This is a genomic window from Thauera aminoaromatica, assembly GCF_000021765.1.
GTDB lineage: Bacteria > Pseudomonadota > Gammaproteobacteria > Burkholderiales > Rhodocyclaceae > Thauera > Thauera aminoaromatica.
On sequence record NC_011662.2, the window covers coordinates 732,804 to 744,982 of the forward strand.

Annotated in this window: 15 protein-coding genes and 1 pseudogene; 8 read left to right on the top strand and 8 right to left on the bottom strand. The window is 69.2% G+C overall.

The features are described from left to right. The first annotated feature begins 62 nt into the window (after positions 1–62). Positions 63–1,931 (top strand): MFS transporter, encoded by a 1,869-nt coding sequence (locus TMZ1T_RS03135; protein WP_004310542.1) that lies wholly within the window; start codon positions 63–65, stop codon positions 1,929–1,931. A gap of 173 nt (positions 1,932–2,104) precedes the next feature. Here the strand turns inward: TMZ1T_RS03135 and TMZ1T_RS21025 are convergent, their stop codons facing one another. Then, positions 2,105–2,287, bottom strand: coding sequence for a hypothetical protein (locus TMZ1T_RS21025; RefSeq protein WP_144312143.1), 183 nt, complete (start codon positions 2,285–2,287; stop codon positions 2,105–2,107). On the opposite strand from TMZ1T_RS21025, the gene TMZ1T_RS03140 reads away from it, so the two are divergent. From TMZ1T_RS03140 to TMZ1T_RS21500, 5 genes and pseudogenes are all read left to right on the top strand, one after another. Then, a complete protein-coding gene (locus TMZ1T_RS03140) occupies positions 2,267–3,622 on the top strand; it encodes an MFS transporter (RefSeq protein ID WP_012584564.1) in 1,356 nt (451 codons plus the stop codon). The genes TMZ1T_RS21025 and TMZ1T_RS03140 overlap by 21 nt on opposite strands. Positions 3,623–3,772: 150 nt before the next feature. Beyond that, positions 3,773–4,804, top strand: coding sequence for an adenosine deaminase (locus TMZ1T_RS03145; RefSeq protein WP_012584565.1), 1,032 nt, complete (start codon positions 3,773–3,775; stop codon positions 4,802–4,804). Then, on the top strand, positions 4,801–6,279 hold the full coding sequence (locus tag TMZ1T_RS03150; protein ID WP_012584566.1) for a type IV pili methyl-accepting chemotaxis transducer N-terminal domain-containing protein: 1,479 nt from the start codon (positions 4,801–4,803) through the stop codon (positions 6,277–6,279). The genes TMZ1T_RS03145 and TMZ1T_RS03150 overlap by 4 nt, the downstream gene beginning before the upstream one ends. Positions 6,280–6,425: 146 nt before the next feature. Continuing rightward, a pseudogene (locus tag TMZ1T_RS21495) lies at positions 6,426–6,653 on the top strand (acyl-CoA thioesterase); the annotation flags it as partial. Positions 6,654–6,746: 93 nt separating this feature from the next. After that, positions 6,747–7,166, top strand: a complete 420-nt coding sequence (locus TMZ1T_RS21500; protein ID WP_049766929.1) for an acyl-CoA thioesterase — start codon at positions 6,747–6,749, stop codon at positions 7,164–7,166. 8 nt (positions 7,167–7,174) lie between these two features. On the opposite strand, the gene trxC is transcribed toward TMZ1T_RS21500, so the two are convergent. Beyond that, complete coding sequence (gene trxC, locus TMZ1T_RS03160; protein ID WP_012584568.1) at positions 7,175–7,612, bottom strand: thioredoxin TrxC; 438 nt, start codon at positions 7,610–7,612, stop codon at positions 7,175–7,177. Positions 7,613–7,768: 156 nt separating this feature from the next. On the opposite strand from trxC, the gene TMZ1T_RS03165 reads away from it, so the two are divergent. After that, entirely contained in the window at positions 7,769–8,356 is a 588-nt protein-coding gene (locus TMZ1T_RS03165; protein ID WP_012584569.1) for an NADPH-dependent FMN reductase, read from the top strand. A gap of 5 nt (positions 8,357–8,361) precedes the next feature. On the opposite strand, the gene TMZ1T_RS03170 is transcribed toward TMZ1T_RS03165, so the two are convergent. Then, positions 8,362–8,772 (bottom strand): putative zinc-binding protein, encoded by a 411-nt coding sequence (locus tag TMZ1T_RS03170; protein WP_004310556.1) that lies wholly within the window; start codon positions 8,770–8,772, stop codon positions 8,362–8,364. Between the two features lie 180 nt (positions 8,773–8,952). On the opposite strand from TMZ1T_RS03170, the gene TMZ1T_RS03175 reads away from it, so the two are divergent. Next, positions 8,953–9,399 carry a c-type cytochrome gene (locus tag TMZ1T_RS03175; RefSeq protein WP_012584570.1) on the top strand — a complete coding sequence of 149 codons (447 nt, stop codon included), beginning with the start codon at positions 8,953–8,955 and terminating at the stop codon, positions 9,397–9,399. A gap of 87 nt (positions 9,400–9,486) precedes the next feature. Here TMZ1T_RS03175 and TMZ1T_RS03180 read toward each other — a convergent pair whose 3' ends face one another. The 5 genes from TMZ1T_RS03180 to TMZ1T_RS03200 are packed head-to-tail and all read right to left on the bottom strand — an operon-like array spanning position 9,487 to position 12,176. Beyond that, positions 9,487–10,119 carry a nitrous oxide reductase accessory protein NosL gene (locus TMZ1T_RS03180; RefSeq protein WP_012584571.1) on the bottom strand — a complete coding sequence of 211 codons (633 nt, stop codon included), beginning with the start codon at positions 10,117–10,119 and terminating at the stop codon, positions 9,487–9,489. Then, positions 10,116–10,490 (bottom strand): hypothetical protein, encoded by a 375-nt coding sequence (locus TMZ1T_RS03185; RefSeq protein WP_004305210.1) that lies wholly within the window; start codon positions 10,488–10,490, stop codon positions 10,116–10,118. The genes TMZ1T_RS03180 and TMZ1T_RS03185 overlap by 4 nt, the downstream gene beginning before the upstream one ends. Next, positions 10,490–10,759 carry a hypothetical protein gene (locus tag TMZ1T_RS03190; RefSeq protein WP_004305209.1) on the bottom strand — a complete coding sequence of 90 codons (270 nt, stop codon included), beginning with the start codon at positions 10,757–10,759 and terminating at the stop codon, positions 10,490–10,492. The genes TMZ1T_RS03185 and TMZ1T_RS03190 overlap by 1 nt, the downstream gene beginning before the upstream one ends. 17 nt (positions 10,760–10,776) lie before the next feature. Beyond that, positions 10,777–11,322 carry a nitrous oxide reductase accessory protein NosL gene (locus TMZ1T_RS03195; RefSeq protein ID WP_004305207.1) on the bottom strand — a complete coding sequence of 182 codons (546 nt, stop codon included), beginning with the start codon at positions 11,320–11,322 and terminating at the stop codon, positions 10,777–10,779. 38 nt (positions 11,323–11,360) lie between these two features. After that, positions 11,361–12,176, bottom strand: coding sequence for an ABC transporter permease (locus tag TMZ1T_RS03200; RefSeq protein WP_004305205.1), 816 nt, complete (start codon positions 12,174–12,176; stop codon positions 11,361–11,363). Positions 12,177–12,179: the final 3 nt, after the last annotated feature.

Sequence of the window (12,179 nt, forward strand, 5' to 3'; positions counted from 1 at the left end):
CCGTCCGATCTCCCCTGCAGCAATTCCCCCAAAGAGGCACGATTTTGAGAACGAACGTTCCGATGGAAAACCCGGAGATGGCGCGCAAGCGGCGCAGCACCATCATCTGGGTGATCGCCCTGGCCTTCGTCGGCCTGGTCTTCGATGGCTACGACCTCGTCGTCTATGGCGCAGTCCTGCCCGGCTTCATGGGGCCGGACTCCGCCAAGTGGATCGGCGACCACGCACTCACGCCGAAAGACGCCGGCATGCTCGGCTCGTACGCGATGATCGGCATGATGCTCGGCGCCCTCGTCGCCGGCACCCTGGGCGATCTGATCGGCCGCCGCAAGGTCATGATCGGCGCCATCGCCTGGTTCTCGATCGGCATGGCGGTGTCGGCGATGACCGAGACGCTCGCCGCCTTCGGCGTCTGGCGCTTCATCACCGGCCTGGGCGTGGGCGCGCTGGCGGGCACCACGGGCGCGATGGCGGCCGAGTTCGCCCCGCCGGGGAAGAAGAACCTCGCCACCGCCTTCACCTATGCCGGCATCCCGCTGGGTTCGCTGCTGTCTGCGCTGCTGGCGATCTTCCTGCTGCCGATCATCGGCTGGCGCGGCATGTTCCTGATCGGCGCGCTGCCCCTGGTCACCCTGCTGCCGCTGGCGATCTGGAAGCTTCCCGAGTCGGTGGCCTGGCTGGCCTCGCGCGGCCGCCTGGACGAGGCCCGCAAGGTCTCCGAGCGCACCGGCGTGCCCATCCCCGAGGCGGAGATCAAGCCGCAGCAGAGCGCGGCCGCCAATGCCTCGGACGCGCGTGCGGGCTGGGCGGGTCTGTTCACCGTCTATCTCGTCCCGGCCATCGTCATCGGCTTCGTCTCGGCGTTCTGCCTGCTGCTGGTCTATTCGCTGAACACCTGGCTGCCGAAGATCATGCTGCCGATCATGGGCCAGAACGGATCGCTCGCATTGCTGCTGGTCCTCAACGCCGGCGCCATGGTCGGTACCCTGTACGGCTCCACCCTGGCCGACAAGCACAGCCCGCAGCGCATCGTGGCGCTGGGCTTCCTGGTCGGCGCGCTCGCCATGGGCGCCATCGGCATGATCGCCTCCACGATCGACGTCCCGATGGTCGCCAAAGCAGGCGAGATCCAGCAACTCGCCGACGTCAGCGGCATCGTCGTGGCCCTGCTGCTGCTTACGATCGCGATCACCGGCCTGGGGACCTCGGGGACGCAGACGCTGATCTACGGTCTGGCCGCCAACTACTACCGCACCAACGTCCGTGGCGCCGGTGTCGCCTGGACGGCGGCCTTCGGTCGTATCGGCGGCATCTTCGGGCCGATCTTCGGCGCCTTCCTGGCGGTCACGTTCGCCGGCGAGCTGCACAGCATCTTCTACGTGCTCGGCGGCATCAGCCTCGTCGGCCTGGCCCTCACCCTGATCATTCCGAAGAGCAAGGCGGCGGCGGTTGCACAGGCGGTGGCGCCGACCACGGCGGCTGCGGCGGCCGTGCCCGCCGGCAAGTCCCGTCTCTACGGCACCATCATGGCCGTGGTCGATCACACCGGAAACAGGCTGACGCGCGAGCGTGTCTCCGAGTTCGTCTCCCTGACGGGCTCGAAGGTGCACCTGGTGTATCTCGCGCCGGAGCACGTCCTGTCCGCCGAGGTCGATCAGACCGACAAGGCCATCGACCCGGCGCACGTGGCGAACCTGCAGGAGTATGTGAACGAGGTGAACGCGCAGGGTGTCCCGGCGGAGGGCCAGATCCTGACCTCCACGCTGTTCGGTCGCGGCAGGGCGGTGGTCGACCTGGCCGAGCAGCTGCGCTGCGACCTGATCATCCTCAACACCGAGGAGGGCGGCCAGCGTGCCAAGGCCGAGCTCGCGCAGGAGGTGGCCGGACAGAACCCGAAGATGGCGGTGCTGATCGCGCGCTCGACGCAGTAAGACGCTGCCGCACCACGAAGCCCGCCCCGACCGCTACGGTCGGGGCGGGCTTTTTTGTGCGCGGCGCAACCGCGTCTCGCACCCGGGGTGGGCAACAGGTGTATGAGATATTGTGCAGTCGAAATGTGTTCATGCGCAAAGGTGTGCGATATAGTGCAGTTTTGGCGCCTGGGTCACAGGTGCCTGCGCCATTGCGGCGCACGAACATCGCTCTCTTCGCTCCGTGATGGGGCGGGATGCGGGTCGCGCGCCGTGATCGTGAGCGTCTGCGCGATCTTCGGTCGCAATGCCCGCAGCAACTCCCACAACCCCAACGCAAGCGCCAGGAATCCATCGTGAGAAAAGTAGATGTGCATCAAACAATCGACGAGGCGAAGTTCAACAAATTTCACCTGAACGTGCTGTTCTGGTGTGCGCTCGTCATCATCTTCGACGGCTACGACCTGGTGATCTACGGGGTCGTGCTGCCGGTGCTGATGAAGGAGTGGGACCTCACGCCGCTGCAGGCGGGCTCGCTCGGCAGCGCCGCGCTGTTCGGCATGATGTTCGGCGCGCTGATCTTCGGGCCGCTGTCCGACCGCATCGGCCGCAAGAAGGTGATCATGATCACGGTGATCATCTTCAGCGGCGTGACCTTCCTCAATGGCTTCGCCGAGACGCCCACCCAGTTCGCCGCGATGCGCTTCATCGCCGGCCTCGGCATCGGCGGCGTGATGCCCAACGTGGTCGCGCTGATGACCGAGTACATGCCCAGGAAGATCCGCAGCACCATGGTCGCGGTGATGTTCAGCGGCTACTCGGTCGGCGGCATGACCTCGGCCTTCCTCGGCATGTACCTGATGCCCAGCCACGGCTGGCAGTCGGTGTTCTTCGTCGCCGGCATCCCGCTGCTGCTGCTGCCGCTGATCTGGATCTTCCTCCCCGAGGCCGTCGGCTTCCTGCTCAAGGAAGGTCGCAAGGAAGAGGCTGGCCGCCTGCTCGCCCGCGTCGAGCCGTCCTACTCGCCCGCGGCCGGCGACAACTTCCACCTGGTCACCGGCCAGGGCAGGAGCGTCGCCCTGGTCGCGCTGTTCCAGAACGGTCGCCTGGTCAGCACGCTGATGTTCTGGGTCGCCTTCTTCAGCTGCCTGCTGATGGTGTATGCGCTCGGCTCCTGGCTGCCGAAGCTGATGAACAAGGCCGGCTACGAGCTCGGCTCCAGCCTGAGCTTCCTGCTGGTGCTCAACTTCGGTGCGATCTTCGGCGCGATCGGCGGCGGCTGGCTGGCGGACCGCTTCCACCTGCGCCGGGTGCTGACCATCATGTTCGTGATCGCGGCGCTGTCGATCAGCGCGCTCGCGATCAAGAACGACATGATCGTCCTCTACCTGCTGGTGGCGATCGCCGGTGCGACCACGATCGGCTCGCAGATCCTGCTCTACGCCTACGTCGCGCAGTACTATCCGCTGGCGATCCGCTCCACCGGCATCGGCTGGGCCTCGGGCGTGGGGCGCCTGGGGGCGATTTCGGGGCCGATGCTGGGCGGTGCGCTGATCTCGCTGCCGCTGGAGATGAACTTCCTCGCCTTCGCCATCCCGGGTGCGGTCGCCGGCCTGGCGATCTCCATGGTCGGGCGCAGCGCGGTGCATGCGCCGGAAGAGGAGAAGAACCTCGCCTTCGTGGGCGAGACCGGCAAGCTCGAGGTGGATTGAGGCGATTCCGGGCCATGGGCAACCGTCGGCGCACCGGATCGATGCGGGAACGGCCGGTGCCGTTCCCGCATTCTTGCGTTCGGGTGAATGTGGCGCGGGAACAGCGGCCCGATTGGCGCTAGCATTGAAGTCCCGCCCAGGAGACCCGCCATGGAGCTCGAAGCCTACGTCCGCGCCTTGCCCAAGGCCGAACTGCACCTGCATATCGAGGGCACGCTCGAGCCCGAAATGATGTTCGCGCTCGCGCGCCGCAACGGCGTGGCGCTGCCCTGGGCGAGCGTCGAGGCGGTGCGCGCCGCCTACGCCTTCACCGATCTGCAAAGCTTTCTCGACCTCTACTACGCCGGCGCGGCGGTGCTGGTCCGCGAGCAGGACTTCTTCGAGCTCGCGTTCGCCTACTTCGAGCGCGCACACGCCGACGGCGTGGTCCATGCCGAGCTCTTCTTCGACCCGCAGACGCATACCGCGCGCGGGGTGGCGCTCGAGACCGTGCTCGACGGCCTCGAGCGCGCCTGCGTCGAGGCGCGCGCGCGCTGGGGCATCGGCTCGCGCCTGATCCTGTGCTTCCTGCGCCATCTCAGCGAGGAGGAGGGCTTCGCCACGCTGCAGCAGGCTCTGCCGCACCTGTCGCGCATCGACGGCGTCGGCCTCGACTCGTCCGAGCGCGGGCATCCGCCGGCCAAGTTCGCCCGCCTGTTCGCGCGCTGCCGCGAGCTCGGCCTGCATGTGGTCGCCCATGCCGGCGAGGAGGGGCCGCCGGCCTACATCGTCGATGCGCTCGACCTGCTGAAGGCCGAGCGCATCGACCACGGCGTGCGCTGCACCGAGGATCCGGCGCTGGTCGGACGCCTCGTGCGCGAGCAGGTACCGCTCACCGTGTGCCCGCTCTCCAACGTCAAGCTGTGCGTGTTCCCCGACCTCGCCCGGCACAACCTCGGGCAGCTGTTCGCCGCGGGGCTCAAGGTGACGATCAATTCCGACGACCCGGCCTATTTCGGCGGCTACGTGGCGAAGAATTATGTCGACACCGCGCGCGCGCTCGGCCTCGGCCGTGCCGAGCTGCGTCGCATCGCGCGCAACAGCCTGGAGGCGAGCTTTGTGTCCGCCGCCGAACGCGCGCCCTGGCTCGCCCGGCTCGACGCGCTCGGGGAGGACTGCGAGGGAGAGGGCGGCGCGGCATGACGCCATCGACTGCCGCAGAGCGCCGGGCGCTGCGTGACCGCCTCACCGCGGTGCCGCTGTTCGCCGGCCTGCCCGCCGTGCAGCTGGCCGAGCTCGCCGCCGCGGCGCGCCTGCTCGAGCTGCCGGCGCGCACCCTGGTGCATGGCTGCGGCGAGCCCTTCGACGAGGCATACGTGTTGTGCAGCGGGACGGTGGTGCGCTTTCGCGAGCTCGACGGCGACGCGCGCAAGGTGGTCGAGCTGGTGCACACCCCTCAGATGCTCGGCTGCGGCGAGTTCTTCGGTGCCAGCCGTCATGAATCGGGCTGCGAGACGGCAAGCGCCTGCGCGCTGATCGCGCTCGACGCCGGCGTGCTGCGCGCGGTGGCCGAGCGCAGCCTGGTGCTGACCCGGCGCATGCTGCAGGCGGTGGCGGCGCGGCTGTGCGAGGTCGAGTTCGACGTCGCCGGGCGCCATGCCAGCCGCACCAGCGCGCAGCGCATCCTCGATTATCTGGTCGAGCTCGCCGGCGGCAGCCTGGCACTCGCCGGCGAGACCACGGTGGAGCTGGCCTCGACCAAGAAGGTGCTCGCCGCGCGCATCGGCATCACCCCCGAGGCCTTCTCGCGCAGTCTGCGCGAGCTTGCCGACAAGGGCGTGATCGTGGTCGACAAGCGCCTGATCCACATCCAGAACGCCGCCACCCTGGACACTGGTGCGGGCGAGCAGCCGCAGCGCCTGAGCTTCTCGCGCCGCAACAAGGGTGCGCGCCGCGACGAGACGATGTCGGTCGGTGAGCTGATCAACCTGTGCGGCCGCCTGCGCCTGCAGGTGCAGCGTCTGGCGATCGACTGGGTGCTGATCGGGCATGGCGTGGCGCCGGTCGAGATGCAGCTGCGCCTGCGCCAGGACATCGCCGAGTTCGAGCGCAGCCTCGCGGTCCTGCAGGCCGCCAGCCTCGCCCCCGAGCTCGGCGAGGCGCTGGAGGACGTGGGCCGGGTGTGGGCGGATTTTCGCGATGCGCTGGGTGCGGCCGAGCGCCCGCCGGCGGGCGCGGCGCGGGTGCTGCAGCTGAGCGAGGACTTCATCACCGCGGCGGATTTTCTCAACGCCGTGGCCGGCGGCTTCGCCGCCTCCGGCAGCCTGTACATGGTCAACGTCGCCGGACGCAACCGCATGTTGTCGCAGCGGGTGGCGAAGTTCTTCCTCTTCGAGGGCTTCGAGGGCTGCCCAGACCCGCAGGCGCAGATCGCCGCTTCGTGCCGGGCCTTCGAGCACAACCTGCAGCGCTTGCGCGAGAATGCCGGCGAGCTGCCCGAGCTGGTGGCGCAGATCGACGCCACGGCCGCCCTGTGGGCGCGCTTCATCGCCGCGCTCGACCCCGCGATCCGCCAGCCTCATCGCATCGGCCGGGTGCGCGCGGTGCTCGACGAGGGGGAGCGCCTGTTGCGCTACACCAACACCCTGGTCAAGCTCTTCGAGCGCCTCGCGCACTGAAATCCGGCCGCTGATTCCGCGCCCCGCCTGTCCGGCACGGGGCGCCCTTTTCCCCTCGATCCGTGGAGCAACCCATGAGCGCAGCCTCCAGCCCCTCCCACCCGACGACGCCGCCCGCCACCGAGCCGGCGTTGCGCCTGATGCCGATGCCGGCCGACCTCAACTCCGCCGGCGACGTGTTCGGCGGTTGGGTCATGGCGATGGTCGACATCGCCGGCGCCCTGCCCGCGATCCGCCGCGCTCGCTCGCACGTGGTCACGATGGCGGTGAATTCCTTCGTCTTCAGGCAGCCGATCTCGGTCGGCGACATCGTCAGCTTCCACGCCGACGTGGTCGCGGTGGGCAAGTCCTCGATCACGGTCGACGTGCACGTGTTTGCCGAGCGCCATCCGGCGGATCCGGTGGTGGTCAAGGTGACCGAGGCGCGCATGACTTACGTCGCCGTCGACCGCGCGGGCTGCAAGCGCATGGTGGGCCCGGAGTCGACCCTGCCCCCCGGCGGCGAGCGTCCGCCCCTGGACAAGGAGCTCGTGCTGCGGGTCGTGCCCATGCCGGCCGACCTCAACCCTTCGGGCGACGTGTTCGGCGGCTGGATCATGTCGATGGTGGACATCGCCGGGGCGGTGCCGGCGATCCGCGTCGCGCGCTCCAAGGTCGCCACCGTGGCGGTGGACTCCTTCGTGTTCAGGCAGCCGGTGTCGATGGGCGACATCGTCAGCTTCCACGCCGAGGTGGTGCGCGTGGGGCGCACCTCGATCACCGTGGATGTCGAGGTCTACGCCCAGCGCCACCCGGAGAACCCGGTGGTGGTGAAGGTGACCGAGGCGCGCCTGACCTATGTCGCGGTGGACGAATTCCGCGCCAAGCGCACGATCGGGGAGGGCTGAGCCCGCTTTCAGCCGAGCTGGCCGCGCACCCAGCGCACGATGTCGGCCGCGCTCATCGCGCCGGCCTGGCGGGCGATCTCGCGTCCGCCGCGAAACAGCGCCAGGGTGGGGATGCTGCGGATGCCGAAGCGTGCCGCCAAGGCCTGGTGGGCTTCGGTGTCGAGCTTGGCGAGGCGTAGCTGCGGTTCGAGCATGCCCGCGGCCTGCGCGAAGGCGGGCGCCATCGTGCGGCAGGGGCCGCACCACGGCGCCCAGAAGTCCACCAGCACCGGGACGTCGCTGCGGCCGACATGGCGGTCGAAGTTCGCCGCGTCGAGCTCCACCGGGTGGGCGGTGAACAGCGGCTTGCCGCACCTGCCGCAGTTCGGTGCTTCGGCGAGGCGGGTGGCGGGGACACGGTTGACGGCGTCGCAGTGAGGGCAGACGAGGTGCAGGGCGTCGGACATGGCGGGGCTCCCGGGCATTTCGGATTCTCCCGATGTCGAGGCGAAGCGGCGGGATTCAAGAGGGCCGGTGTCCGTCGATGCGGCTGGGGGTGGGGGCGGCATGTGGCCGCGATCCGGCGGATAATGCCGGCATCTCGTTGTGAAGGAGAAGCGCCGATGAAGCTGCCCCGAATCGTGGTGATGCCAGGCAGCCGCCGGCGCGAGGCCTTGTCGCGTCGCGTGGCGCAGGTGTGCGCGCAGGCCGTGCGGGAGGCGGGGGCCGAGGTCGAGCTCGTCGATCTGGACGATTACCCCGCGCCGCTCTACGACGGCGACCTCGAAGCCGCCTCCGGCCTGCCCGAGGGCATCGTGCGCCTGCAGCGGGTGCTGCATGCGAGCGACGGCCTGCTGCTGGTCAATCCCGAGTACAACGGCTCGCTCACGCCCTTGCTCAAGAACACCCTCGACTGGTGCTCGCGGCCCAACCCGGCCGACGCCGAGCGCTCCGGCGGCAAGGTGTATGCCGGGCGGGCGGCGGCGGTGGTGGGAACCTCGCCGGGCGCGCTCGGTGGCATGCGGGTGCTGTTCCACGTGCGCGACGTGCTCGGCTACCTCGGCATGCAGGTCATTCCGCAGCAGGTCGCGGTGGGCCAGGCCGGCGAGGCGGTCGGCGCCGACGGACGCCTGCTCGATGCCGCCCGGCAGGGCATGCTGGAGGGGCTTGCGGAGGCGTTGGTGGACACGGCGCGGCGCCTGCGCGCCTGAGGGCTTCAGTCCGTCGTCCCGCCCGTCATCGCGGTGGCGGGCGTCGCACGCAGGCCGCGCACCGCTGCGCGGGCCTGCTCGAAAACGCGCTCGGCCTCTTCGCGATCGAAATCCGTGGCGTAGCGCTTCTTGACCCCCTGCTCGTTGAGCAGCAGGTGGGCGGCGGGTCGGACGCCGCGCTCGGCCAGGCTGCTGCGCGTGCATTCGAGCGCGCAGCCGTCGAGCGCGAGGATCGGTCGCCCGGAGCGGGCGATGTTCACCAGATGGGGGACGTTGCCGCCGACCCCGGCGATGCAGGACATCTCTGCCTCGCCCTCGCGATCCAGGCGCAGCGCCACGTGGTTGGCCATCTGCGCTGCGCTGGAGCAGCCCGAGCAGGAATAGACGAGCGGCAGGTTCTTCTTGCGGCCGGCCATGGCGGGGTCCTCGGGCGGGCATGTTGGGACGAATAGTTTACTATGCTGCGGCAGTTCACCCGGTGGACCGTGTTCGGGGTGAATTGACCGCTATCAATCAACTTGTGAGGGTTTGCCGCTAGTGTGCAATGCATTCGCGGAGACGCTCTGCGACGGACCACGACAAATCGGAGAATACGCATGACCAAGTTTCCCTTCCTGATCGCCGCTGCGGCGTCCGTTCTGCTGGCTGCCTGTGGCAACTCCGGTAGCGGCACTCCCGCGGCGCCTGCCAAGGCCCCCGCGGCTCCGGCAGCGGCTGCGGCCCCCGCTGCGCCGGCCGCAGCTCCCGCTGCCGCCCCTGTTGCGGCCGCGCCCGCCGCCGCTCCGGCCGGTGCCGCGGGCGAGGGCACCTACAAGAAGGTTTGTGCGCTTTGCCACGCATCCGGTGTTGCCGGGGCTCCGATCCCGGGCAACAAGGCCGACTGGGAGCCGCGCGTCGCACAGGGCAAGGACACGCTCTACAAGCACGCGATCGAGGGCTTCACCGGCTCGAAGGGCATGATGCCCCCGCGCGGTGGCGGCGCTTCCTTGACCGACGATGAAGTCAAGGCTGCGGTCGACTTCATGGTTGGCAAGTTGAAGTAAGCCGGACTGCGGCAGTCCGCTGCGGCGGACGACGATGTGTTTTTCGCGGGGCCTGCGGGCCCCGCTTTCCATCGCGCGCCGGTGCGCTCAGTGCATGTGATGGGCGTGGTTGGCGTCGCGCAGGCCGGTGACGACGCTGGCGTCCACCTGCTCGAAGGTCAGTGCGCGGCCGCCTTGCTCGGCGATGAAGGCCTGCGCTGCGACGGTGTCGGCGAAGGCCGGCAGATCGGGGCCGCGCATCGGCCCGCGCGCGCGCGAGTCGCGCACGAAGACGGCGTGGCGGGCGGGAAGCCAGGTGCCGTTGCGGAAGTCGGCGACGTACATCGCCGCAGCCTCGGCGGCGGTGCGCGTGCTGCCGAAGCTTGCCGGTTTGTCCAGGAACATGAACAGGTCGACCGGCGAGTCGAAGAAGTGCGCCGCGCCGTCCTCGAAGACGATCTGCGCCGCCCAGCGCGGGAAGCGTGCCGGATACATGCCGCATACGGGGCAGCGTGCGTCCGCGGGGATGGGCCTGGCGTCGTATTTGCCCAGGCCGCTCGCAGGGTCGTACGGATGGGCCTGCGCCGCCCGCGTCGGGGTGACGACGCAGATGTCTTCCGCGGGCGGCTCGAAGCTGCGGCCGGCGCGCGTCGTGTAGTCCCACAGCAGCGCGCTGCCCGCGGCGAGCGAGACGGCGGCGCCGGCGAGCAGGAGCCGGCGGCGACCGCGTACGATGCTCACGTGCCGAAATCCGCGAGTTGCGGATCGCGACCGAGGACGTCGATCACCCGCGCGAGGTTTTCCTGCGGACTGCGCCGCGGATCGGTGAGCGGATCGGCCGCGACGCTGCCGTCGGCCCGATGCAGATGGTTGGGTGTGGTCTCGAGTTGCGGATGAACGGGCGCGGTGTCGATGCCCAGTTCGACTCCGTCGATGTCCGCGCTCGTGCGCCAGCGCAGCGAGTAGGCATCGGGTGCGGCGTAGCGCACGGTGAGGACCACTCCATTCCTGAGCACCAGGTTCAATGCATCCTGCGACAACCGTGCGGGGGCAAGCAGTGCACCTTCGTGTGCGCGCTCGACGTAGTCGAGCAGTTCGGTGTGCAGGCTCATCAGCGGTTGATCTCCCGCAGGCGCTCTCCCACGACCTGGCGTGCGGCCTCGTGGGTATCGGCCAGGATGCGCGCGGCGAGGTAGTGTTCGTAGCCGGGATGTTCGTCGACCGCGCCGGCGGCGATGCGGGCGAGCAACTCGGCTTCGTCGTTCGCGCCGATGGCGGCGAGGACCTTGCGGCGGTTTTCGCGCGCCTCGTAGATGAGCCGGGCGATCTGCTCGAGCTCGAGGGCCTGCTCGGGGGGGATGGCGTCGAAGATCGGATTCATCGTGGTGCCTGTCCTGCTTACATGGACTGATCGTGGAGGGCGCCGCCGTCGAGGATCGCCATGTCGGGCGTGACCTCGTCGAAGCGCAGCACCTTGCCGCCGTTCTCCGTGGCGAAGGCCTTGGCGTCGGCTTCGTTGGCGAACGAGGCCGCGGTGGGGCCCATCGCACCCATGCGCCGGGAGCCGAACACGTACCAGGCCTTCTTCGCATCGATCCAGTGCCCCTGGGGGGCGTTCCACGAGGCCTTGGCCATGTCCTGCACGAAGATCGCGGTGACCAGGCGGGCCTGCTCCGGGTTCAGGTATACGTTGAACATCTCGATGGTGTCGCAGAACCAGTCGGGGCGCTCCACGCCGGCGTAGTGCATCTGGACCTTGGAGCCGGGGTAGTCGGCCAGCAGCATGCCGTCGAGCGCGCAACTGGTGGCGCGGTCGATCTCGAGCGGCGTCACGGTGCCGCTGCCGGCTCCCTGCTTGCCGCTGCCGCAGGCCGCGAGCAGCCCGGCGGCAACGCCGGCGATCAGGAAGCGGCGACGGCTCGGGCAGGCGTGATGTGTGCACATGGGGAAATCACTCGATACGGTTCGTTTGGAAGGAGTGTTCAGCGGCGGAAGCGCCACGTCGCGATCGCCAGCGGACCCGCGATCCATGCCGCCATGACCAGCCCGAGCAGCCAGGGCCGCGCCAGCGCGGGCGGGAAGACGGTCGACAGGCCGTAGAGCGTGCGGACGTCCTCCATCGAGAAGATGTTCAGGATGCGGAAGACGTCGGCCGGGTTGAACAGCAAGGCGTAGGGCAGCGCTTCGCCGCCCCACCGGCCGGCGGTGACGACCAGCACGCCGAGCACCAGGAGGTCGAAGATCAGCACGAAGAAGAACCAGGTGGCGATCGCCAGGCCGGAGGCGCGGGTACGGTCGGCGGCGAATACCGAAAGCATCACCGCGATGCTCAGGAAGGCGCAGCCGAGCAGAACCGAGCTGAGCATGAAGCCGAAGTAATGGAACAGCGAGCCGAGGTCGAGCTGCGCCGACAGCACCACGCCGACCAGGCCGAAGCCGGCGACGGTGGAAAAGGTGAGCGCGCCCGCGAGGCCGAGGTATTTGCCGAGCAGGAGTTCGAGGCGGGTGATCGGCATCGACAGCAGCAGGTCGAGCGAGCCGCGTTCGCGCTCGCCGACGATGGCGTCGAAGCCGAGCACCAGCGCGATCAGGGGAATCAGGTAGATGACCAGGCTGACCAGGCTGGCGATGGTGACCTCGATCGAACGGAAGCCCACGGCGCCCTGCTGCGCCGAGCCGAAGTAGGCGATCGACAGCGCGAACACGGTGAACACCAGCGCCACGGCCAGGACCCAGCGGTTGCGGATGCGGTCCCAGAACTCCTTGCCGGCGATGGTGGCGATCTGTGAAAACTCCATGGT